This is a genomic window from Rhodococcus sp. NPDC059179 (genome assembly GCF_042754885.1).
Taxonomy (GTDB): Bacteria; Actinomycetota; Actinomycetes; order Mycobacteriales; family Mycobacteriaceae; genus Rhodococcus_G.
In genome coordinates this window covers 237,795-258,566 of record NZ_JBHZBV010000001.1, presented here as the reverse complement: position 1 = coordinate 258,566, position 20,772 = coordinate 237,795, and the positions used below count along the sequence as shown (strand labels likewise).

At 69.7% G+C, this 20,772-nt stretch carries 22 protein-coding genes; 16 read left to right on the top strand and 6 right to left on the bottom strand.

The genetic code is table 11. The annotated features are described in order from the left end of the window. Window positions 1-14 precede the first annotated feature (14 nt). Window positions 15-1,181 (bottom strand): 12-oxophytodienoate reductase, encoded by a 1,167-nt coding sequence (locus ACFXMV_RS01200; RefSeq protein ID WP_378500948.1) that lies wholly within the window; start codon window positions 1,179-1,181, stop codon window positions 15-17. A gap of 225 nt (window positions 1,182-1,406) precedes the next feature. Between ACFXMV_RS01200 and ACFXMV_RS01195 the strand changes: the two genes are divergently transcribed. Genes ACFXMV_RS01195 through ACFXMV_RS01180 form a run of 4 tightly spaced genes read left to right on the top strand, consistent with a single transcriptional unit; the run spans window position 1,407 to window position 5,076 of the window. Next, window positions 1,407-1,592, top strand: a complete 186-nt coding sequence (locus ACFXMV_RS01195; RefSeq protein WP_378500949.1) for a hypothetical protein — start codon at window positions 1,407-1,409, stop codon at window positions 1,590-1,592. After that, complete coding sequence (locus tag ACFXMV_RS01190) at window positions 1,592-3,304, top strand: AMP-binding protein (protein WP_378502690.1); 1,713 nt, start codon at window positions 1,592-1,594, stop codon at window positions 3,302-3,304. Before ACFXMV_RS01195 ends, ACFXMV_RS01190 begins: the two co-directional genes overlap by 1 nt. Before the next feature lie 19 nt (window positions 3,305-3,323). After that, window positions 3,324-4,160, top strand: a complete 837-nt coding sequence (locus ACFXMV_RS01185; RefSeq protein WP_378501505.1) for an SDR family oxidoreductase — start codon at window positions 3,324-3,326, stop codon at window positions 4,158-4,160. A gap of 34 nt (window positions 4,161-4,194) precedes the next feature. Next, window positions 4,195-5,076 carry an LLM class F420-dependent oxidoreductase gene (locus ACFXMV_RS01180; protein WP_378501506.1) on the top strand — a complete coding sequence of 294 codons (882 nt, stop codon included), beginning with the start codon at window positions 4,195-4,197 and terminating at the stop codon, window positions 5,074-5,076. Window positions 5,077-5,084: 8 nt separating this feature from the next. Here ACFXMV_RS01180 and ACFXMV_RS01175 read toward each other — a convergent pair whose 3' ends face one another. Continuing rightward, the gene (locus ACFXMV_RS01175) at window positions 5,085-5,498 is read right to left on the bottom strand and encodes a DUF1992 domain-containing protein (RefSeq protein WP_378501507.1); all 414 of its coding nucleotides are present in this window, start codon (window positions 5,496-5,498) and stop codon (window positions 5,085-5,087) included. 70 nt (window positions 5,499-5,568) lie between these two features. Further along, window positions 5,569-6,129 carry a helix-turn-helix domain-containing protein gene (locus ACFXMV_RS01170; protein ID WP_378501508.1) on the bottom strand — a complete coding sequence of 187 codons (561 nt, stop codon included), beginning with the start codon at window positions 6,127-6,129 and terminating at the stop codon, window positions 5,569-5,571. 67 nt (window positions 6,130-6,196) lie between these two features. Here ACFXMV_RS01170 and ACFXMV_RS01165 point away from each other — a divergent pair, with 67 nt between their 5' ends. Both ACFXMV_RS01165 and ACFXMV_RS01160 read left to right on the top strand, forming a co-directional pair. Then, window positions 6,197-6,898, top strand: a complete 702-nt coding sequence (locus ACFXMV_RS01165; RefSeq protein WP_378502691.1) for an AzlC family ABC transporter permease — start codon at window positions 6,197-6,199, stop codon at window positions 6,896-6,898. After that, a complete protein-coding gene (locus ACFXMV_RS01160; protein WP_378499928.1) occupies window positions 6,895-7,218 on the top strand; it encodes an AzlD domain-containing protein in 324 nt (107 codons plus the stop codon). Before ACFXMV_RS01165 ends, ACFXMV_RS01160 begins: the two co-directional genes overlap by 4 nt. Before the next feature lie 45 nt (window positions 7,219-7,263). Here the strand turns inward: ACFXMV_RS01160 and ACFXMV_RS01155 are convergent, their stop codons facing one another. Then, the gene (locus ACFXMV_RS01155) at window positions 7,264-7,734 is read right to left on the bottom strand and encodes a nuclear transport factor 2 family protein (protein WP_378499918.1); all 471 of its coding nucleotides are present in this window, start codon (window positions 7,732-7,734) and stop codon (window positions 7,264-7,266) included. Between the two features lie 122 nt (window positions 7,735-7,856). On the opposite strand from ACFXMV_RS01155, the gene ACFXMV_RS01150 reads away from it, so the two are divergent. Genes ACFXMV_RS01150 through ACFXMV_RS01110 form a run of 9 tightly spaced genes read left to right on the top strand, consistent with a single transcriptional unit; the run spans window position 7,857 to window position 16,583 of the window. Continuing rightward, window positions 7,857-9,326, top strand: a complete 1,470-nt coding sequence (locus tag ACFXMV_RS01150) for an MFS transporter (protein WP_378499919.1) — start codon at window positions 7,857-7,859, stop codon at window positions 9,324-9,326. Window positions 9,327-9,382: 56 nt separating this feature from the next. Further along, on the top strand, window positions 9,383-10,549 hold the full coding sequence (locus ACFXMV_RS01145) for an acyl-CoA dehydrogenase family protein (protein WP_378502692.1): 1,167 nt from the start codon (window positions 9,383-9,385) through the stop codon (window positions 10,547-10,549). Continuing rightward, complete coding sequence (locus ACFXMV_RS01140; protein WP_378499921.1) at window positions 10,546-11,484, top strand: bifunctional MaoC family dehydratase N-terminal/OB-fold nucleic acid binding domain-containing protein; 939 nt, start codon at window positions 10,546-10,548, stop codon at window positions 11,482-11,484. The genes ACFXMV_RS01145 and ACFXMV_RS01140 overlap by 4 nt, the downstream gene beginning before the upstream one ends. Beyond that, window positions 11,484-12,596: an acyl-CoA dehydrogenase family protein gene (locus tag ACFXMV_RS01135; protein WP_378499922.1), complete on the top strand. Its 1,113-nt coding sequence runs from the start codon at window positions 11,484-11,486 to the stop codon at window positions 12,594-12,596. Before ACFXMV_RS01140 ends, ACFXMV_RS01135 begins: the two co-directional genes overlap by 1 nt. Next, window positions 12,593-13,030, top strand: coding sequence for a MaoC family dehydratase (locus tag ACFXMV_RS01130; protein WP_378499923.1), 438 nt, complete (start codon window positions 12,593-12,595; stop codon window positions 13,028-13,030). The genes ACFXMV_RS01135 and ACFXMV_RS01130 overlap by 4 nt, the downstream gene beginning before the upstream one ends. Continuing rightward, window positions 13,030-14,208 (top strand): lipid-transfer protein, encoded by a 1,179-nt coding sequence (locus tag ACFXMV_RS01125; protein WP_378499924.1) that lies wholly within the window; start codon window positions 13,030-13,032, stop codon window positions 14,206-14,208. Before ACFXMV_RS01130 ends, ACFXMV_RS01125 begins: the two co-directional genes overlap by 1 nt. Then, on the top strand, window positions 14,208-15,011 hold the full coding sequence (locus ACFXMV_RS01120) for a MaoC/PaaZ C-terminal domain-containing protein (protein ID WP_378502693.1): 804 nt from the start codon (window positions 14,208-14,210) through the stop codon (window positions 15,009-15,011). Before ACFXMV_RS01125 ends, ACFXMV_RS01120 begins: the two co-directional genes overlap by 1 nt. Before the next feature lie 5 nt (window positions 15,012-15,016). Then, window positions 15,017-15,796 (top strand): SDR family oxidoreductase, encoded by a 780-nt coding sequence (locus tag ACFXMV_RS01115; RefSeq protein WP_378499926.1) that lies wholly within the window; start codon window positions 15,017-15,019, stop codon window positions 15,794-15,796. 25 nt (window positions 15,797-15,821) lie between these two features. Continuing rightward, entirely contained in the window at window positions 15,822-16,583 is a 762-nt protein-coding gene (locus tag ACFXMV_RS01110) for an SDR family NAD(P)-dependent oxidoreductase (protein WP_378499927.1), read from the top strand. 62 nt (window positions 16,584-16,645) lie between these two features. Here the strand turns inward: ACFXMV_RS01110 and ACFXMV_RS01105 are convergent, their stop codons facing one another. Together ACFXMV_RS01105 and ACFXMV_RS01100 are read right to left on the bottom strand one after the other, a co-directional pair. Then, window positions 16,646-18,349, bottom strand: a complete 1,704-nt coding sequence (locus ACFXMV_RS01105) for an FAD-dependent oxidoreductase (RefSeq protein ID WP_378502349.1) — start codon at window positions 18,347-18,349, stop codon at window positions 16,646-16,648. 62 nt (window positions 18,350-18,411) lie between these two features. Continuing rightward, window positions 18,412-19,323: a diiron oxygenase gene (locus tag ACFXMV_RS01100; RefSeq protein ID WP_378498920.1), complete on the bottom strand. Its 912-nt coding sequence runs from the start codon at window positions 19,321-19,323 to the stop codon at window positions 18,412-18,414. Between the two features lie 184 nt (window positions 19,324-19,507). On the opposite strand from ACFXMV_RS01100, the gene ACFXMV_RS01095 reads away from it, so the two are divergent. After that, complete coding sequence (locus ACFXMV_RS01095) at window positions 19,508-20,767, top strand: Nramp family divalent metal transporter (protein ID WP_378498935.1); 1,260 nt, start codon at window positions 19,508-19,510, stop codon at window positions 20,765-20,767. Window positions 20,768-20,772 lie beyond the last annotated feature (5 nt).

Below are 20,772 nucleotides of genomic sequence, written 5' to 3'. Positions count from 1 at the left end.
CGTTGACCGGCAGGTTAGTGCAGCACGCCCTCGTGGCGGGCCCGATCGAAGGCGGGCAGGGGACCACCTGCGCGCAGGGTGTCCGCGAGCCCGGGATCGGCCAGGTGCAGCCTGCCGATGGCGATCAGGTCGAACTCGCCGGTCCCGATGCGTCGTTCGAGCTCGGGGATGTTGTCGACCACCGGCGCGGACCCTTCGATGCGGCTGTCGCGCAGCGACTTCCCGATGCCGACGCTGCCCACGGCCATGGTGATCGCCCCGGTCACCTCCTTTGCCCAGCCGGCCAGCGACAGGTCGCTGCCCTCGAAGGCGGGGAAGTCGAACCGCCGGATGCTGGCGTCGAGAATGTCGACACCCGCGTCGACCAGCGCGCCGAGGATGACCTTCAACTCGTCGGGGGTCTCGGCGATGCGCGCGGTGTAGTTCTGCTGCTTGTGCTGCGAGAAGCGGTAGACGATCGGGTGGTCCTCGCCGATCTCGGCGCGGATTGCCTTCACGACCTCGGCGGGAAAGCGGGTGCGACGCGCGAGGTCGCCGCCCCATGCGTCGTCACGCTTGTTGGTGCCCGCCCAGAGGAACGAGTCCAGCAGGTAGCCGTGGCCGCCGTGCAGCGCGATGCCGTCGAAGCCGACATCGATCGCGTTGCGGGCCGCACGTGCGTACGCGGCGATGACGTCGGCGATGTCCTGCTCGGTCATCGCCTCGGTGGCCGTCTGCGCCCACGCGACGTACTCGTCGGAGTACGACGTGGTGCCGAGCTCGCCCCACTCGCCGGACGGACGCATCGGCTTGAGCGCAGGATCGACCTTGCTCATCGCGCCCCACAGCGGGCCCACGTGCCAGAGCTGGGGAATGATCTTGCCGCCCGCCTCGTGCACGGCGTCGATGACCGTCCGCCAGCCAGCGAGGGCCTGGTCCCCGAACAGGTGGGGGACGCGCGAGTTGTCGACCGCGGTGGGGTGATCGATCGCGACGCCCTCGGTGACGATCAGGCCGGTGCCGCCCTCGGCGCGGCGCCGGTAGTAGTCGGCGACGTCGGCGCCAGGGACGCCGTCGATCGAGTAGGACCGGGTCATCGGCGACATGACCACGCGGTTCGCGAGGGTGAGCGAACGAATCTGGAGCGGCTGGAAGAGCGGGGAGGCGGAGCCGGTCGAGCGGCTCCCGGTGCTGTCGGTCATCACTGCGCCTTCACGAAATCGGAGGAATCGGGGGAATCTGGGCGTATCAGGGGCCGCGTCGCGGGCCGCTCTCGAGTTCTACTGCAGACCCGGGCGGCAGGTGGGGCGTCTCCCGGTCACCGGGAAGGGAAGTGCCCGGGGGCACTACCACTGACCGGGATTTCGGGGCCCCGCCGTCGGCGGCGTCGTTAGCGTCGGGCCAAGTCGCCGCACGAGGAGTTTGTCATGACCACCGATTTCGGTTCGCCCAGGGTTTCCGCCCGGGATCCGCTCGCACCCGCGAAGCTGGACTCGATCACTTTGGTCAACCGCATGTCGACCGGTCAGATCCGGCGGACCGGCGAGGCGACCTACGGTGGCACCCAGTGGGTGCTGAACCCGAAGCCCGCAAACCCGCCTGTGGCCGCGTGATGACGGCCGCAACGAGCACCCAGTCACCGAGTACAGGAGTCGAGTTGGAACGCGCCACCATTGCCGAGATGTTGCTCGACCGCCTGGGCGACGAGCACCTGGGCGTGCGGACCCGGGAGCGGGACTGGACGTGGGACGAGACCGTCCGCGAGAGCGCGGCCCGCGGAGCGCTGGCCACGTCGCTGCAGGTCGACGGGCAGTTCCACATCGGCGTGCTGCTCGAGAACACCCCCGAGTTCCTGTTCTGGCTCGGTGGCGCGGCGCTGTCCGGCGCCGCGATCGTGGGCATCAACCCGACCCGCCGCGGCGCGGAGCTCGAAGCCGAGGTCCGCTATGTCGACTGTCAGCTGATCGTCACCGATGCGGCCGGAATGGAGCAGCTGCGCGGACTCGACCTCGGGCTGACCGAGGACCGATTCATCCTGGTCGACGACCCGGCGTACCTCGATCGGGTCGCCGCGCACCGCGTCGAGCTGCCGGTCGCGACGGCCTCCGTGGACGAGTCGACGCTGTTCCTGCTCCTGTTCACCTCCGGGACCACCGGCATGTCCAAGGCCGTTCGCTGCAGCCAGGGCCGGCTCTCCCGACTGGCGTACGCCAACTCCGCGAAGTACGGGCACATCCGCGAGGACGTGGACTACTGCTGCATGCCCCTGTTCCACGGCAACGCACTGATGGCCCTCTGGGCGCCTGCGCTGGCCAACGGCGCGACCGTGTGCCTGCCGAGCGCGCGCAAGTTCTCCGCGTCCGGCTTCATGCCCGACGTGAAGTTCTTCGGCGCGACCTTCTTCACCTATGTCGGCAAGGCGCTGTCCTACCTGATGGCGACGCCCGAGAAGGCCGACGACATCGACAACACCCTGGTCCGCGGGTTCGGCACCGAGGCCTCCCCGGAGGATCAGGCCGAGTTCGTGCGGCGCTTCGGTGCCCAGTTGTTCGAGGGCTACGGTTCCTCGGAGGGCGCAGGCTCGGTCAAGCTGGACCCGGAGGCGCCCGAGGGTGCACTGGGGCGGCCGGCCCACGACGAGATCGCGGTCGTCGACCCGGAGACCCGGGTCGAATGCGTGCGCGCGAAGCTCGACGAGCACGGCCGGGTGCTCAACCCGGACGAGGCGATCGGTGAGATGGTCGACAAGGGCGGCGCCAAGCGGTTCGAGGGCTACTACAAGAACGAGCAGGCGGTCGCCGACCGGATCAAGCACGGTTGGTACTGGACCGGCGACCTCGGCTACGTCGACGAGGCCGGGTTCATCTACTTCGCAGGCCGCAAGGGCGACTGGATCCGGGTCGACGGGGAGAACACCTCGGCGCTGATGATCGAGCGGATCGTCCGCAGGCACCCGAAGGTCATCGCGACCGGTGTGTACGCGATCCCGGACCCGAAGTCGGGCGACCAGGTGATGGCCGCGATCGAGGTGTCGGACCTGACAGACTTCGAACCGGAGGAGTTCGCCTCGTTCCTCGCAGCGCAGGACGATCTGGGCACCAAGTCCGCGCCCCGGTTCGTGCGGGTGTCAACCCACCTCCCGGTCACCGGGTCGAACAAGGTGCTCAAGCGGGAGCTGCAGGCGCAGGTGTGGCGGTGTGAGGAGCCGGTGTTCCGCTGGCAGGGACGAGGCGAGCCCGACTATGCACTGATGTCCGACGATGACAAGCGTGAACTGGAAGCGCAATTCGAGGCGTCGGGCAGACAGCGATTCCTCGGCGTCTGACACGACGATGACGGATCCGATGCCTTCGCCGGCGAGCGGCCGCCCGGTCGCGCTGGTGACCGGCGCGAGCCGTGGCATCGGCCGGGAGGTCGCACTCGCGTTCGCGCGCAACGGATTCGATGTGGCACTGACCGCACGAACGGTGCGCGAGGGCGAGGGGCGGGTGCCCCCGCGCACCCGCGGTGAGCTGATCCCGGTGCCGGGAAGCCTGGAGACCACCGCTGCCGAGGTGCGGGCGCTCGGTGTCGACGCGCTGGCCGTTCCGATGGACCTGCTCGACGGTGCCTCGGTGTTCGCCGCCGCCGACCGGGTGCTCGAAACCTGGGGCCGCGTAGACGTTCTCGTCAACAATGCCTATGCGCAGACCGCCGGGAACATGGATCGGGTGCTCGACATCGAACTCGACGACGCCGCCACGATGATCCGCGGCAACTACCTGCACCAGCTGGCGCTGATCCAGCGGGTGCTGCCGGCGATGGTCGGGCAGGGGTCCGGCGTTCTGATCAACCTGGTGTCGGGATCGGCGACGATGGATCCGCCCGCCGCACCCGGCGAGGGTGGCTGGGGACTGTCGTATGCGGCGTCGAAGGCGGCGTTCGGCCGGCTCGCCGGTGCCGTCAACGCGGAGTACCGGCATCTCGGGGTGCGGGCGTTCAACCTCAGCCCCGGGTTCGTGGTCACCGAGTCGGGCGCGGCCCGCGGCGGCACCGACGCGATCACGGGTAGCGGGTTCGATTCCGTGCCCGCAACGGTTCCCGCCGAGGCCGCGGTGTGGCTGGCGACCGATCCGGAGGCCGACCGGTTCCTGGGTAAGGTCGTGTGGGCTCCGAAGCTGGTGGAGTCCATCGCGGCGTGATCTCGCTGCGGGACAACGGGAAAGGGCGTGCGCGGTGAAGCTCGGAGTGGTGATGCCGGTCGAACTCGGCATGGCGGGGGATCCGGACAAGGTGCTCGAGTTCGCCAGGGCGGCAGAGTCACTCGGATTCGACGAGATCTCCGCGGTGGAGCATTCGGTGGTGATCGCGAACACCGGCAGCGAGTACCCCTATTCGCCGACCGGCAAGTCGCATCTGCCCGACGACTGCCCGCTGCCCGACCCGCTCGAGCTGCTCTCGTTCGTTGCCGGCGCCACCACCACCCTTGGCCTTGCGACCGGCGTGCTGGTGCTGCCCAATCACAATCCCGTGGTGCTGGCCAAGCGGCTCGCGACCCTCGACCGGCTGTCGGGCGGTCGCCTGCGGATCTGCCTCGGCCTCGGCTGGATGCGTGAGGAGATCGAGGCCTGCGGCGGCGACTTCGACCGTCGCGGGAAGATCGCGGACGAGGCCATCGCCGTGCTGCGGGCACTGTGGGCCGGCGGTGCCGAGGGTGTCGACTTCGCCGGCGAGTACTACGGGTTCACCGGCGCCTACTCGTTCCCGAAGCCCTTCCGCGAGTCCGGCGTTCCTTTGTGCATCGGCGGGCACAGCAAGGCCGCCGCTCGGCGAGCGGGACGGCTGGGCAACGGTTTTCAGCCGCTCGGTCTCGGTGGAAACGACCTGGACGCGGCCGTCGCATTGATGCGTGCGGCGGCGACCTCGGCCGGCCGCGATCCGTCCGAGGTCGCGCTGGTGCTCGGCCACATCCTGCCGAAGATGGACGAGTCGAAGGTCGAGTGGGCACAGTCGCTCGGGTCGGACCGGATCCTGCTGTCGGCGTCCCGGCGCGCGACGACGCTCGAGGCGGTGCTGGACGAGATGGCCGAGTGCTCGGCGCGCATGTCCCTCGCCTGACGGCTCCCTCACCGGGGCCGGGGACCGCGTCTTGCCCGCCAGATGGACATGAGCGCATCGGCGTCCACCCGGTGCACCGGCACCACCGGGGCACTCGGTGCCCGCAGGTAGTCGGCGATCCGTCGGTTCAGCTCGGCGACCACGTCGCGCACCGACTGCTCGGTCGGCAGGTCCGCGATCGTGTCGGGTAGCCGCTGCACCTCGCGCCGCAACTGCAGCGACGGCGGCAGCAGGGCCTCGGTGGACAGGCCCTCGGCCCGCAGCTTGTTCTTGACCCACCACAGTTCGTCGTCGTCGCCCAGGTGCGGAATCGGCTTGCCCGCGCCGGGCAGGTTGTCGAACTCGCCGCGTTCCTGCGCGAGCCGGATCTGTCGCTCGACCCACGACTCGAACGGCACGTCCCACGGCTTGCGCTCGGTCATGTCTCCAGCATGCGCGGCTTCGGAAGGATCAGCCCCGGAACCCAGGGCTGATCCTTCCGAAGCGTCCCGCTCAGGGGTGCTCGGAGATCAGGACGGCCCGGGTGCCCGGTTCGAGTGCCTGGAACACGTGGGCGACGTCGCCCGGGTAGGCGATGTAGTCGCCGGGGCCGAGTTCGACCGGGTCCTCGGTGACGCCGACCAGGGCCCGGCCCGCGCTGATCACGACGTGTTCGACGACGCCGGGCAGGTGCGGGTCGGACTCGCGGGCGGGACCCGGTTCGACGGCGATTCGGTAGACGTCGCGGCGGGCGTTCGGCGGGCAGGAGGACACCAGCGTGGCCTGGTAGTCGGTCCGTTCGGAACGCAGTACCGGACCCTCGTCCACCCGGATCACCTGCACCCTCGGCCGCGGGGGATCGACGAGCTGGGCGAACTGGATGTCCAGCGCGGTGCTGAGCGCCCACAGCGTCTCGACGCTGGGGTTTCCGGTGCCCGCCTCGAGCTGGGAGAGCGTCGACTTGGCGACCCCGGCGCGCCGGGCGACCTCGGTCAGCGAGAGGCCTGCGCGTTCGCGTTCGCGGCGCAGCGAGGCCGCGATGACGTCGAGAGGGGCCTTGCCGTCCGGTGCCATGCGTTCACCATATCGGTACAGGCGTTCAGGTTGACGAACACAGGTCGAGATGTTCACTATAAGAGTCATGCGTTCGACATGGCGAACAATCGATCGGGTCCTCCGACGGGACATCGCGCTGGTCGCGCTGGCCGTCGGTGCCGTCGGCGTCTCCTACGGTGCGATTGCGGTCGGGCTCGGGTTCGCCCCGTGGGTGCCGATCCTGATGTCCACGGTGGTGCTCGCCGGTTCGTCGGAGTTCCTGTTCGTCGGGATCGTCGCAGGCGGCGGCAGCCTGCTCGCCGCCCTGATCGGCGGACTGCTCGTCAACGCCCGGCACGTGCCGTTCGGTCTGGGCATCGGCGACGTCACCGGCAAGGGTTGGCGGCGGGTGCTCGGTAGCCACCTCCTCAACGACGAGAGTGCGGTCTTCGCGCTGGGGCAGGCCGACCCGGACCGCAAGCGGGCCGCCTACTGGGCCAGCGGGATCGGGGTCGGGCTGTGCTGGCCGCTCGGCACCGCGATCGGCGCGACCGCGGGCACCATGATCGACGACATCAACGCCTTCGGCCTCGACGCGATGTTCCCGACAGTGCTTGTCGCGCTGGTGTTCCCGGCGCTGCGTGACCGGTCGACCGCGCGGATCGCGGTCCTCGGCGCGCTGATCGCCATCGCCGTCACCGGAGTCCTGCCCGCCGGGGTGCCGGTGCTGTTGTCCCTGGTGGCCCTGCTCGCGCTGCTGCCGGGCCGGGCGCGGCAGCCGTCGAGCGCACGGGTGACGGCGTCGTGAACTCGCCCCTGCTGCTGGTGATCGCCGTGCTGGTCCTCGGCGCAGGCACCTACGCGTTCCGCTTCGCTGGTCCGGCACTGCGCTCGCGCGGCATCGTCCCGGACCGGCTCGAGACGGTGCTGGCCACCGGCGCCGTCGTCCTGCTGACCGCGGTCGCGGCGACCGGCGCCCTCACCGAGGGCGGCGGAGCGGCCGGAATCGCGCGTCCGGTCGGCGTCCTCGTCGGCGGCGTGCTCGTGTGGCGGAAGGCGCCGTTCGTGGTGTCGATCCTGGCCGCCGCCGCTACCGCCGCGATCCTGCGGCTGCTCGGCGTGCCCTGACCCGTCGTCATTCCCGAATGGCCCATCGCGTCAGTTGGGGTTGGGTCAGGCGCCGGGGACCGTCACCGCGCGGTCGTCGGCGAAGTCGACCACCAGCTCGCGGCGCGCGATCTGCCAGCGACCGTCGGTCTTGCGGTAGCGGTCCTGGTAGCGAATCGCGACGGCGTTGTCGCGCATGGTGCCGTCCTTCGCCCGGTAGATGTGGTGCGCGGTGCAGTAGGTCTGTCCGACCGCCGCATCGCCGTCGGTGCGGTCGAGGACCTGTTGGTGAACCGCGTGGTGCGTCGAGTGCAGGTGGGCAGTCGCGGCGAGCACGGTGGTCGAGATCGACTCGGCGCCCGCGGTCACCGGGTCCTGGCCGCGGCGCACCAACGCCGGTGGCTGCACGAACTGCGCGTCGGCGGTGAACAGCGCGGTCAGCGCCGCGGCGTCGCGGCCGTCCACCGCCGCGGCGTACCGGCCGACCAGGTCTGCCAGCTCGGCGCGATCCGCGGCGCCTCGGTTCTCAGTGCTCATGCCCCGAGTATGCGGCCACCCCGACTGTGCGCGGAGCGCGTGGGTGGCCCACTGAGCGGGAATGGGCGGCGCGTCGAGGGATTGCGGGCGCATGATCGGGGTCGAGACGTCCGTCTGGAGGAATGTTGGCCACACAATCGATCGCCGGGAAGTCGTCCCGGCTCGTGGTGCTGGCCCTGGCCTCATGCGGCATCGCGGTGTCGCTCATGCAGACCATCGTGATGCCACTGCTGCCCGAGTTCCCGCGGCTGCTGAACACGTCGGCCTCGAACGCGGCGTGGCTGGTGACCGCGACCCTGATCTCGGGGGCCGTGTGCGCGCCGGTGCTGGGCAGGCTCGGCGACATGTTCGGCAAGCGCCGGATGCTGCTGGTCGCGCTCGCGCTCATGGTGCTGGGGAGTGCGCTCGGCGCGGTGTCCGACGAGTTCGTGGTGGTGCTCGTCGGACGGGCGCTGCAGGGCGCCGCGATGGGCGTCATCCCGCTGGGCATCAGCATCATGCGCGACGAGCTGCCGGAGGAGAAGGTCGGCTCCGGGATCGCGCTGATGAGCTCGACGCTCGGCGCGGGCGGCGCGATCGGGCTGCCGCTGACCGGTGTAGTCGCCGAGCATCTGAGCTGGCACTGGCTCTTCGGCGGCGCCGCCGTGCTCGGGATCATCGAGTTCGTCACGGTCTGGGCCCTGGTGCCCGAATCGCCGGTCCGGACCGGGGGCCGGTTCGACCTGGCCGGGGCGGTGGGGCTGTCCGCGGCGCTGATCTGCCTGCTGCTCGCGGTGACCCAGGGCAACAACTGGGGCTGGACTAGCGCGACCGTTCTCGGACTGTTCGCGGCGTCGGCCGCGCTGTTCCTGCTCTGGGGCGTCTACGAGCTACGGCTGTCCGCGGCCGGCGCCAGGCGCCCGCTGGTGGACCTGCGGGTCTCGGCCCGCAGGCAGGTGCTGCTGACGAACATCGCCTCGATCCTGATCGGTTTCGCCATGTTCACCTCGTTCATGGTCAGCGCCCAGATCTTCCAGGCACCCACCGAGACCGGGTACGGCTACGGGATGTCGCTCACCCTCAGCGGGATCGCCCTGCTGCCGGGCGGGCTGATGATGATCGCGTTCTCGCCGGTGTCCGCGCACATATCGCGGCGCAGGGGCCCGCGGACGACCTTCCTCCTCGGCGCCGGGATCCTGTTGGCCACCAACGCCACCCGCGCCCTGGTGCCACACCAGTTGGGCGTGATCGTCGCCTGCATCGCGGTGACCGCGGTCGGCGCGGCCTTCGCCTACGGCGCGGTGCCCGCGATGATCATGCGCGCCGTACCGGTATCCGAGACCGCGGCGGCGAACAGTCTCAACGCGCTGGCCCGGTCCGTCGGCACCTCCGCATGCAGCGCCGTCGTCGCGGCGATCACCACGGCGTCCATGATGCAGGTCGCGGGCGTCGAATTCCCGACGGCGGGCGGGTACGCGCTGGTGTTCGGCATCGGGGCCGCCGCCGCCCTGTTCGCGCTGATGGTGGCGGCGTTCATCCCGGGCGACGGAGACGGCCCGGTGGATCTACCGCTGAGTGAGACTGAACCGGATCGGATCCGCATCGCTCCGTAGCGTCCGATCCTGCGCGAGGTGTATGTGGATACAGCGCGAGAAACGGGAGAGCATCGATGGAGTTGAGGGAGTCTGCGGCGCAGGTCGAACTGCGCCGGGAGCTGCGCGCGTACTTCGCGGCCCTACTGCCCGAGGAGAAGCGTCGCAAGGCCGGTGAGCAGGGCGTCGGCGGTGAGTACTTCCGCGAGATCGTCAAGCTGCTGGGCAAGGACGGCTGGCTTGGCATCGGGTGGCCGGTCGAATACGGCGGACAGGGCCGCTCGATCGAGGAGCAGTTCGTGTTCTTCGACGAGGTGCAGCGGGCCGGACTGCCGTTCCCGTTCGTGACCGTGAACACCGTCGGACCGACGCTGATGAAGTACGGCACCGAGGAGCAGAAGGCGCGCTTCCTGCCCGGCATCCTCGCGGGCGACATCGTCTTCGCGATCGGCTACACCGAGCCGGAGGCCGGTACCGACCTGGCCTCGCTCAAGACTCGCGCCGTCCTCGACGGCGAGGAGTGGGTGGTCGACGGCAACAAGATCTTCACCTCCGGCGCCAACACCGCCGACTACGTGTGGCTCGCGTGCCGCACCGATCCGGAGGCCCCCAAGCACAAGGGCATCTCAATCCTGGTCGTCCCCACCGACGACGCCGGCTTCTCGTGGTCCCCGATCCCCACCGTCGGTGGCCTGACGGTGACCTCGACGTACTACAGCGCCATCCGTGTTCCGCAGGGTGACGTAATCGGCGAGGTCAACGGCGGCTGGCAGCTGATCGCCGCGCAGCTCAACCACGAGCGCATCGGTCTCGCCGCGATCGGTGGCCGCACCTACGGCCTGTGGCACCAGGTCCTGGCCTGGGCCAAGGAGAACGGCGCCATCGAGATCCCTTGGGTGCAGCAGGAATTCGCGCGCACTCACGCGAAGCTCGAGGCGATGCGCCTGTTGAACTGGAAGATGACGGCAGCCGTCGCGGCGGACACCCTGTCCGGCGCGGACGCAGGCGCCACCAAGGCGTACGGCACCGAGACGCACATCGACGTCTACCGCACGCTGCTCGCGATCCTCGGCGCTGCCGGACGCATCCGGCCCGAGTCGCCGGGTGCGCTGCTGGCCGGTCAGATCGAGCAGATCTCCCGTCAGGGCATGGTCAACACGTTCGGCGGTGGCGTCAACGAGGTCCTGCGCGACATGGTCGGCACCATGGGCCTTGGCCTGGTGCGGGAGAAGAGGGTCAAGTGAGCGACTTCCTCTCCACACTCAAGGAATTCGAGGGGCAGGTCCTGACCCCGACGATGTGGGGCCCGGACGCGGTCAACACCCCGATGATCCGGCACTGGGTCGAGACGATGGGCGACACCAGCCCCATCTACCTCGACGACGATGCCGCTCGGGCGACCGGACGCGACGGTGCCGTCGCGCCCGCGCTGATGGCGCAGGTGTGGACCATGCGCACGTTCAACGACAAGATGGCGAACAACGATCCGTCGCAGGTGTGGACCGATCTGATCGCCACGCTCGACGCCGAGGGCTTCACGTCCGTCGTCGCGACCGACTCGGACTTCGAGTTCTTCGTGGAACTGCGCCCCGGCGACCGGGTTTCGCTCACCGAGGTGATCGAATCGATCTCCGAGGAGAAGGCAACGGGCCTCGGTGTCGGGCACTTCGTCACGACCCTGAAGACGTACCGCCGCGGTGACGACGCGGTGGTCGCCACCCAGCGGTGGCGCACCCTCCGCTTCAAGCCGAAGGCCGCGGAAGAGCCCAAGGGCCTGCGTCCGCGTCCGGCGCTCAACGCCGACAACGCCTTCTGGTTCGAGGCAGCCAAGGAGCACCGACTGGTGATCCAGCGCTGCACGGCCTGCGGAACGCTGCGCCACCCCACGGGACCGATGTGCGGGGCGTGCCAGTCGCTCGACTGGGACACCGTCGACGCCTCGGGCCGTGGCACTGTTTACAGCTTTGTCGTCAACCACCACCCGCGGATCCCCGGATTCGAGTACCCGCTCGTCGTGGCGACGATCGAACTCGAAGAGGGCACCCGACTCATCGCGAACATGACCGGCGTGACGCCGGACGAGGTCGAGATCGACATGCCGGTGGTACTGGACTGGATCGACGCCGACCCGGATCTGACGCTGCCCGCGTTCCGGCCGGCCGCACGGGAGGACTCGTAATGGACTTCAAGTACAGCGAAGAGCAGGAAGCGATTCGCACCCTCGCCGGCGAGGTCTTCACCAGCAAGGCCGGCATCGACCGGGTCAAGCAGGTCGAGCTGAGCGCCGAGCGGATCGACCGCGACCTGTGGCGCGAGCTCGCGACCACCGGCCTGCTCGGCATCGCGCTGCCCGAGGACCTCGGCGGCGGCGGACTCGGCCTCGCCGAGCTGTACGTGCTCCTCGAGCAGCAGGGCCGCCACGTCGCGCCGGTGCCGATCTGGCAGTCCGCCCTCGCGGCCCTCGCGGTCGCCGAGTTCGGCACCGACGAGCAGGCCGCCGCGTTGGTCCCCGGCGTCGCCGAGGGCACCAGCTTCCTGACGATCGGGCTCGAGGAGTTCGGACCGTACGCCGCGGGCGACCCGCTGACCACGGCCACCGAGGCCGCCGGCCGGTGGACGCTGACCGGAGCCAAGGCCGTCGTCCCGATCACCCACGTCGCGGACCGCGCGATCGTCTCGGCGACCACGCCGACCGGTGCCGCACTGTTCGTCGTCGACCTGGCCGCCGCGGGCGTCTCGGTCGAGCAGACCCAGTCCACGAACTGGGAGATCTGCGGCAACGTCACGTTCGAGTCCGCTCCGGCCGAACTGCTCGGACCCGCCGACGGCAGCACCGCGCAGTGGCTGGTCGACCGCGTCGAGCTCGCACTCGCCGCGATCCAGTTGGGCGTCGGTTCCGCGGCGGTGGAGCAGACGGTCACCTACCTCAACGGCAGGCACCAGTTCGGGCGCCCGCTCGCGACGTTCCAGGCCGTCAACCATCAGCTGGCGGACTGCTACATCGACCTCCAGGCGATGAGCGTGACGCTGTGGCAGGCCGCGCAGAACCTCGGCGACGGTGTCGACCCGGGCACCTCCGTGCTCGTCGCGAAGTGGTGGGCCACCGACGGTGGCCAGCGCATCGTGCACCGCACCACCCACCTGCACGGCGGCATGGGTGTCGACACCGACTACCCGGTGCACCGGCACCTGTTGTGGGGCAAGCAGATCGGCGCCACCCTCGGTGGCTCCGCGTCCGATCTCGCACGCCTCGGTGCCCAGCTCGCCGCCGGTGTCGAGGTGGTCGGATGACCGCCGCCGCACCCGCCCTGACCGGCCGCGCCTACGACGACATCACGGTCGGCGAGGTGCTCCCGGAACTGGCGATCCCGTTGACCCGCACGCTGATCGTCTCCACCGCGATCGCGACCCGCGACTTCCAGGACGTCCACCACGACCCCGAGTTGGCGCGCGAGCGCGGCTCGAAGGACGTGTTCATGAACATCCTCACCAGCAACGGCCTGGCGGGGCGGTTCGTGACGGACTGGGCCGGCCCGCACGCCGCGCTGCGCCGGGTGAAGATCCGTCTCGGTGCCCCGAACTACCCCGGCGACACCATGACCATGACCGGCGAGGTCGTCTCCAAGGAGAACGGACTCGTCGAGCTGAAGGTGCAGGGCGCGAACAGCATGGGTAACCACCTCTCCGGCACCGTCACCGTTGCATTCGCAGAAGGGACCCGATGATGGCGATCAGCCCCCTGTCCGGCGCCGCCGCCATCGTCGGCATCGGCGCCACCGAGTTCTCGAAGAACTCCGGCCGCAGCGAGCTGCAGCTCGCCTGCGAGGCGGTCGTCGCCGCGCTCGCGGACGCAGGCATCGACCCGTCCGAGGTGGACGGCCTGTCCACCTTCACCGCCGAGACCAACAGCGAGATTCACGTGGCCCGCAACTGCGGCCTCGGCGAGCTGAAGTTCTTCTCCCGCATCGGCTACGGCGGCGGTGCGGCATGCGGGCCGGTGCAGCAGGCCGCGATGGCGGTCGCGACCGGTGTCGCCGACGTGGTGGTCTGCTACCGCGCGTTCAACGAACGCTCCGGGGTGCGCTACGGACTCGGTCAGCACGACCGGCCGATGGACAGCACCACCGATCGCGCCGCGTACGCGTGGATGACCCCACAGGGCCTGTCGACTCCCGCCCAGTGGGTCGCGATGTTCGCCCGGCGCTACATGCACCAGTACGGTGCGACGAGTGAGGACTTCGGACGCGTCGCGGTGGTCGCGCGCAAGCACGCCGCGAACAACCCGAAGGCCTGGTTCTACGAGCGTCCGATCACGCTCGAGGACCACCAGAGCTCGCGCTGGATCGCGGAGCCGCTGCACCTGCTGGACTGCTGCCAGGAGACCGACGGCGGGCAGGCCCTCGTCATCGTCTCCGCGGAGCGGGCAAAGACGCTGGCCCACAAGCCCGTCGTCATCAAGGGTGCCGCGCAGGGCAGCGCCAAGGACCAGCACATGATGACCAGCTACTACCGTCCCGACATCACCGGCATCCCGGAGATGGGGCTGGTCGGCCGGCAGCTGTACGGACAGTCCGGGTTGACCCCCGACGACATCCAGGCCGCCGTCCTCTACGACCACTTCACCCCGCTGGTGCTCCCGCAGCTCGAGGAACTCGGCTTCTGCAGGCAGGGCGAGGCCAAGGACTTCATCCGCGACGGCAATCTGGAGATCGGTGGCCGACTGCCCACCAACACCCACGGTGGCCAGGTCGGCGAGGCCTACCTGCACGGCGTCAACGGAGTCGCCGAGGCCGTCCGCGTGATCCGCGGAACCTCGACCAACCAGCCGGGCGAAGTGGAGAACATACTGGTGACCGCGGGCACTGCCGTGCCGACCAGCGGACTGATTCTGGGAGCTGCATGATGACCGACACCGTCGTGGAGAACGCGGGCCGCTGGCGCGGGGTGGATCTGGGTACGCGGACGGTGAGCTACACCGAGCGCGACGCGATCATCTACGCGCTCGCGGTCGGGGCCAAGGCCACCGAACTGGACCTGGTCTTCGAGGAGAAGCTGCGGGTGCTGCCGACGTTCGCGCTTACGCTGGCGCAGTGGGCGCCCGACGAGCTCGGCTCGCGGGGTGCCTTCGACACCAAGACCGCGCTGCACGGCTCCCAGGAACTGCGGGTGCTGGCGCCGCTGCCGCGCTCCGGAGAGGTGACCCTGACGGCCTCGGTCGGCGAGGTCTGGGACAAGGGCGGCGCTGCGGTCTTCGAGGTGCTCGTCGAGTGCGAGTACTTCGTGGCGACCTGGTCGCTCTTCGCGCCCGGCTACGGCGGATTCGGCGGCGAACGCGGCCCGTCGAAGCCCGCTGCGCCCGTCGGCGAGCCCGGGCTGACGGTCGACCTGGTGACGTCCGAGAACCAGACCGCGCTGTACCGCCTTCTCGGCGACATGCACCACATCCACATCGACCCCGAGGCGGCAGCCCGCATCGGCCAGCCCCGGCCGATCATGCACGGGCTGTGCACCCTCGCCGCGAGCACGCTGCCGATCGCGCGCGAGCTCGGCGTGCATCCCGCTGACCTGGTGGAACTGTCGGGTCGCTTTGCGGCGCCGGTGTTTCCGGGGCAGAGTCTGCCGGTCCGAGGTTGGCAGATCGACGGCGCCGTCGACTTCGCGGTGGGCGATGCAATCTCCGGCGCCCGCGTGAAGTTCGCGGGCTGAGCGCCGTGGCCATCGCGAACCCCGCCGATTTCACCGGCAAGTCGGTCCTGATCACGGGCGGTACCAAGGGGATCGGCCGCGTCACCGCGGAGACCTTCCTCGCCGCAGGCGCGCAGGTGACCGTCTGCGCGCGCAGCGAGCCGGAGACGCTGCCCGAGGCCGACGGTCGCCGGGCGGCGTTCCTGCCCGTGGACGTCCGCGACGCCGACGCGGTACGGCTCATGGTCGAGGCCGCGCACGCCGCGATGGGCGGGCTCGACGTGCTGATCAACAACGCGGGCGGCTCGCCCGACGCCGACGCCGCGGAGGTCTCGCCGCGGTTCGTGGAGAAGATCGTCGCGCTGAACCTGTTGGCGCCCTTCTACGTTGCGCAGGCAGCGAACCGGCTGATGCAGCAAGGCGCAGGCGGCTCGATCGTCAACATCGGGTCGGTCTCCGGACAGGACCCGCAGCCTGGCACCGCGGCCTACTCCGCGGCCAAGGGTGGACTGCTGGTGCTCACCAAGGCGCTAGCACTCGAATGGGCGCCGAAGGTGCGGGTCAACCACATCACCACGGGGCTGATCCGGACCGAGGCCGCGGCAGCGGTCTACGGCGCGGACGGCGGCGCCGCCGTCACCAAGACGCTGCCGATGGCGCGGATGGCGGTGCCCTCGGACATCGCGGGCGCCTGCCTGTTCCTGGCCGGGCCGCTGTCGTCGTATGTCAACGGTGCGGACATCGCGGTGCACGGTGGCGGCGAGTACCCGGCGCGCTATCTCGCCACCCACCCGGAAATCGGCTGAATCACTTCATGATCGGAGCATAGGTATGGGAACCCTGGACGGAAAGGTCGCGCTCGTCACCGGTGCGGGGCAGGGCATCGGACGAGGCATCTCGCTGGCCCTCGCCAAGGAAGGCGTCGCGATCGCGGTGGCCGGCCGTACTGAGTCCAAGCTGCACAAGACCGTCGCGGAGATCGAGGAGTTCGGCGGCCGCGCGATCCCGGTCCGCTGCGACGTCTCGGTCGCCGAGGACATCACCGGCGCCGTCGAGCGGACCGTCAGCGAGTTCGGCGGCATCGACATCATGGTGAACAACGCCAACGACTCCAAGCCGGGCAAGCTGCTCGACGTCGTCGACGCGGACTTCGAGCGGGCGTTCGCGTCGGGTCCGCTTGCGACCCTGCGGTTCATGCGGGCATGCCACCCGCACATGGTCGCCCGCGGCGGCGGCTCGGTGATCAACCTGGTGACCTCCGCTTCGGTGCGGTGGGACGCGAGCAACTACGGCGTCTACGGCTCCATCAAGGAGGGCACCCGGGTGCTCACCCGCGCCGCCGCCGCCGAGTGGGGCCGCGACGGCATCCGTGTGAACAACGTTGCCCCGCATGCGCTCACGCCGGCGCTGGAGTGGTGGATGGACAAGAACCCGGAGGAGGCCGCCGAGTTCGTCGCAGGAATCCCGCTCGGACGCGTCGGCGACCCGGAGGCCGACATCGGCCGCGCGGTGGTGTTCCTCTGTTCCGAGGACTCCCGTTACCTCACCGGCGCGACCATCCCGCTCGACGGCGGCCAGTCCCGCTGGGGATAGGCGGCTCCGCCACCTGTGCGTGGTTTTGGTAGCGAGCGCTACCAAAACCACGCACAGGTGCGTCAGCGCTTGATCAGCGGCAACCGTCGACGGATCTTGGCCACGCCGAGCATCTCGTCCACGTCGGTGAGCTTGACGCGAGGGCGACCGGACGCGGCGCCGGCCGCGCGCTCGGCGGCGTCGATCGCCTGCCAGCCGCGGTGGTCGATCCGGGCGGGCTGTCGCTGCGTGACCAGCTTCGTCAGGTCCTTGCGGCTGCCGACCGGTCGGCTGAGGCCGCCGGACTGGAAGTCCTCGATCAGTCGCCGCACGGTCTCCTTGGCGCAGGCCTTGTTGGTGCCGATGACGCCCGACGGCCCGCGCTTGATCCAACCGGTGACGTAGACGCCCCGGACGGGCGCGCCGTCGGCGGCCTCGAGCACCCGGCCGCCGTCATTGGGGATGGTGCCGCGGCGGTCGTCGAACGGGACGCCCGCGAGTGGACGCCCCCGGTAGCCGATCGAGCGCAGCACCAGGGAGGCCGACAGCGTCTCGGAGTCCGCGGTCGGCCTGGCGCTCAGCGAGCCGTCGGCCCCGGCGACGAGTTCGTTGTGCACGACGGTGACGGCCTCGACGTGGTCGGCGCCGAGTACTGCCGTGGGCGAGGTCAGGTAGCGGAAGACGATCCGCTTGCTACCGGGAGTGCCTGTGCGCTCGGCGAACTCGCGGGCGAGCTGAACCTTGAACGCGGTGGACGGTTCGTATTCGCCGCTCTCGAGCAGGCGGGCGCTTGCCTCGTCCAGTTCGAGCTCGGCCGGGTCGATCACCACCTCGACGCCGTTCAGGTCGCCGAGCGCGAGGAACTCCGGGGTGGAGTAGGCGGCCTGGGCGGGCCCGCGCCTGCCGAGCAGTACGACCTCGCGGATGTTGCTGTGGCGCAGCGCCTCCAGCGCGTGATCGGCGATGTCGGTCCTGGCGAGCTCGTCGATGTCCATCGTGAGGATGCGGGCCACGTCGATCGCGACGTTGCCGTTGCCGACGATGACCGCGCGCTCACCGGACAGGTCGAAGCTGCGGTCGGCGTAGTCCGGATGGCCGTTGTACCAGGCCACGAACTCGGTGGCCGCGTGGCTGCCGGGCAGGTCCTCGCCGGGGATGTCGAGTTTGCGATCGCTGGACGCGCCGACGGCGTAGATCACCGCGTGGTGGTTGGCCATCAGCTCGTCGTGGCTCAGGTGCTTGCCCACCTCGACGCCCAGGTGGAACTGGAAGCCGTCCTTGGCCGCGGTCCACTCGAAGGCGTCGGTGATGACCTTGGTGCCGGGATGGTCGGGCGCGACACCTGCGCGGATCAGACCCCAAGGGGTGGGCAGCTTCTCGAACATCTCGACCTCGACGTCCGAGTGCACCAGGAGCTGCTCGGCGGCGTACGAGGCGGCCGGACCCGCGCCGACGATGGCGACACGAAGGGTGCCGAGGTCGCGGCGCTTGGCTTCCACGGGCTCGAGCGTCCGCCAGCCCTCCTGCAGCGGGTACTTCTCGTAGTAGTTCGCGTTGATCTCCGCGTACCGGGCGTCCGCCTCGGACAGTTGGTCTTCCGGGAAGATCGCGGCGACGGGGCAGGCGTCGACACAAGCCCCGCAGTCGATGCAGGTGTCGGGCTCGATGTACAGCATCTCGGTGGTCGTGAACTGCGCTTCGTCCGGCGTCGGATGAATGCAGTTCACCGGACAGGTCGCGACGCAGGAGGCGTCGTTGCAGCACGCCTGGGTGATCACGTATGCCATGGGGAGTCGTTCCTCGGTGCGGGAGCTGGGAATGCGGGGCCGATCGGCCTACACGCGTCGGGTCAGAGCAGGTTGACCTTCTTGTAGAGGCGCTTGGACGGGCCGCCGACGAGGCCGGAGTTGTCGAGGAACTGCATCAGCTTGGCGCCGGAGGTGCGGACCTTGTCCTTGTAATGCGAGTTCGCCCTGGCCTCGGCGAGGGCGCGCTCGGCGTCGAGGCCCGCGTTCGCGTAGACGTCCTTGCTGATCATCGACTTCATCACGAAATAGACGACGATCGCGGTGCTGAGCCGCTCGATCTGCAGGCGGGCCCGGCTCGCGCCCTGAAGGCGGCGGCCGACCTCCTCGCGTGCGAAGCGGATGTGCCGGGCCTCCTCGAGGACGTGGATCTTGCTGACCGTGCGGGTGATCGGCTGCACGCGCTCGTCCTTCATGAAGTCGCGCTGCATCATGTCGAGGATCTCCTCGGCGGCCATCACGCTGGCGTAGGCGTTGGCGCCCTTGAAGAAGCCGCCCCAGATCCGGGCCAGCTTGTGGATGACCGGGTGCGGTCCGTAGCCGGGCATGCCGAAGCGCTCGCCTGCCCGGGCGAACATCACCGAGTGGCGGCATTCGTCCGCGACCTCGGTGAGGGCGAACTGGACGTGCCGCGAATGCTTGTCGCGGCCGTAGACGTCGCGCAGCAGCATCTGCATGAGCAGGATCTCGAACCACAGGCCGACGCTGGAGACGCTGGCGGCCTCGTGCTTGGTCAGCTCGACCTTCTGCTCGAGGGTCATCTCGTCCCACAGCGTGGTGCCGTAGAGCGTGCTCCACTCGGGGGTGAGCCCGTACTTGTCGGCGGGGATGGGCGCCTCCCAGTCGACCTCGATCATCGGGTCGTAGGACTTGCGCGCGGAGGACGCCAGCAACCGCCTTGCCGTTTCTTCGCGATCGGAGACCGCGGGGCGCTGCAGCGGGGTTGCGGTTGTCATCTGCGGGTCCTCCATTTATGTGACAACGAGTAACAGGTACCGCGACTGTACCGCCGCCGCAGGCGTGTGACAACTGTCACCGGCGGCCGTTCCGTAACAGCTGAAGTTTGGGTGCCCGAACATAGTGATATGGTTTCTCGAACTCTGGTGGGGTGAAGGTAGCGACGGGGAGACGGCTGTGTCAGTGGAGGATCTGAGCGTCGCTGCGCCGAAGCGTGCGCCCAGGGAAGCCGGCTCGGCCAAGGGGCGCCTGATCGGACTGGCCGGTCCCGCGTTCGTCGCCGCGATCGCGTACGTCGATCCGGGCAACGTCGCCTCGAACCTGACCGCGGGCGCCAAGTACGGCTATCTGCTGGTGTGGGTCCTGGTGCTGGCCAACGCGATGGCGGTGCTCGTTCAATACCTCTCCGCGAAGCTCGGCCTTGTGACCGGGCGCTCGCTGCCGGAGCTGCTCGGCGATCGTCTCCGGCCGGTCCAGCGCAGGGCGTTCTGGGTGCAGGCCGAACTCGCTGCGGTCGCGACCGACCTCGCCGAGGTGATCGGCGGCGCGATCGCGCTCAACCTGTTGTTCGGGGTACCGCTGCCGCTCGGCGGGCTGATCACCGGCGCCGTGTCGATGGCCATCCTCGCCACCCAGCGCCGCGGCCAGCGGACCTTCGAGTTCGTCGTGATCAGCATGCTCGCGATCATCACGCTCGGCTTCGTCAGCGGGTTGGCGTTCACCGACGTCTCGGGCGGCGAGGCGCTGGCCGGTCTGATGCCGCGCTTCGAGGGCACCGAGACGGTGCTGCTGGCGGCGAGCATGCTCGGCGCCACCGTGATGCCGCACGCCATCTATCTGCACTCGTCGCTCGCCAGGGACCGGCACGGCCGCGACATCGAGCCGGGCCTGCTGCCCCGGTTGCTCAAGGCCACCAAGGTCGACGTCGTCGGTGCGCTGATCGTCGCGGGCTCGGTGAACATCGCGATGCTGCTGCTGGCCGCGTCCGCGTTGCGCGGGATCGAGGGCACCGACACCATTGCCGGCGCGCACGCGGCCATCTCCAGCGCCCTCGGCCCGGCGGTGGCGGTGATCTTCGCGATCGGCCTGCTGGCCTCCGGCCTCGCTTCCACATCGGTGGGCTGCGCGGCGGGTGCCGAGATCATGTCGGGCCTGCTGCACTTCCGGATCCCGATGCTGCTGCGCCGGATCCTGGTGCTCATCCCGGCGTTGGTCGTGCTCGCGATGGGCGCCGATCCGACGACGTCGCTTGTGATCAGTCAGGTGGTGTTGAGCTTCTGTATCCCGTTCGCGTTGGTGCCGCTGGTGCGGATGACCTCAGAGCGAGGGCTGATGGGCGAGCACCTCAACCGGCGCGGCACCACCGTCGCGGCCTGGGTGGCGACGGCCGTGATCATCGCCCTGAACGTCGCGCTGCTGGTGCTCACCGTCGTTGGCGCCTGACCGGT

Bases quoted from the DNA above. Each gene is read 5' to 3' on its own strand.
- ACFXMV_RS01200 (WP_378500948.1), bottom strand. From the start codon at position 1,181: ATGACCGACAGCACCGGGAGCCGCTCGACCGGCTCCGCCTCCCCGCTC.
- ACFXMV_RS01195 (WP_378500949.1), top strand. From the start codon at position 1,407: ATGACCACCGATTTCGGTTCGCCCAGGGTTTCCGCCCGGGATCCGCTC.
- ACFXMV_RS01190 (WP_378502690.1), top strand. From the start codon at position 1,592: ATGACGGCCGCAACGAGCACCCAGTCACCGAGTACAGGAGTCGAGTTG.
- ACFXMV_RS01185 (WP_378501505.1), top strand. From the start codon at position 3,324: ATGCCTTCGCCGGCGAGCGGCCGCCCGGTCGCGCTGGTGACCGGCGCG.
- ACFXMV_RS01175 (WP_378501507.1), bottom strand. From the start codon at position 5,498: ATGACCGAGCGCAAGCCGTGGGACGTGCCGTTCGAGTCGTGGGTCGAG.
- ACFXMV_RS01170 (WP_378501508.1), bottom strand. From the start codon at position 6,129: ATGGCACCGGACGGCAAGGCCCCTCTCGACGTCATCGCGGCCTCGCTG.
- ACFXMV_RS01165 (WP_378502691.1), top strand. From the start codon at position 6,197: ATGCGTTCGACATGGCGAACAATCGATCGGGTCCTCCGACGGGACATC.
- ACFXMV_RS01155 (WP_378499918.1), bottom strand. From the start codon at position 7,734: ATGAGCACTGAGAACCGAGGCGCCGCGGATCGCGCCGAGCTGGCAGAC.
- ACFXMV_RS01150 (WP_378499919.1), top strand. From the start codon at position 7,857: ATGTTGGCCACACAATCGATCGCCGGGAAGTCGTCCCGGCTCGTGGTG.
- ACFXMV_RS01145 (WP_378502692.1), top strand. From the start codon at position 9,383: ATGGAGTTGAGGGAGTCTGCGGCGCAGGTCGAACTGCGCCGGGAGCTG.
- ACFXMV_RS01135 (WP_378499922.1), top strand. From the start codon at position 11,484: ATGGACTTCAAGTACAGCGAAGAGCAGGAAGCGATTCGCACCCTCGCC.
- ACFXMV_RS01130 (WP_378499923.1), top strand. From the start codon at position 12,593: ATGACCGCCGCCGCACCCGCCCTGACCGGCCGCGCCTACGACGACATC.
- ACFXMV_RS01125 (WP_378499924.1), top strand. From the start codon at position 13,030: ATGGCGATCAGCCCCCTGTCCGGCGCCGCCGCCATCGTCGGCATCGGC.
- ACFXMV_RS01120 (WP_378502693.1), top strand. From the start codon at position 14,208: ATGACCGACACCGTCGTGGAGAACGCGGGCCGCTGGCGCGGGGTGGAT.
- ACFXMV_RS01110 (WP_378499927.1), top strand. From the start codon at position 15,822: ATGGGAACCCTGGACGGAAAGGTCGCGCTCGTCACCGGTGCGGGGCAG.
- ACFXMV_RS01105 (WP_378502349.1), bottom strand. From the start codon at position 18,349: ATGGCATACGTGATCACCCAGGCGTGCTGCAACGACGCCTCCTGCGTC.
- ACFXMV_RS01100 (WP_378498920.1), bottom strand. From the start codon at position 19,323: ATGACAACCGCAACCCCGCTGCAGCGCCCCGCGGTCTCCGATCGCGAA.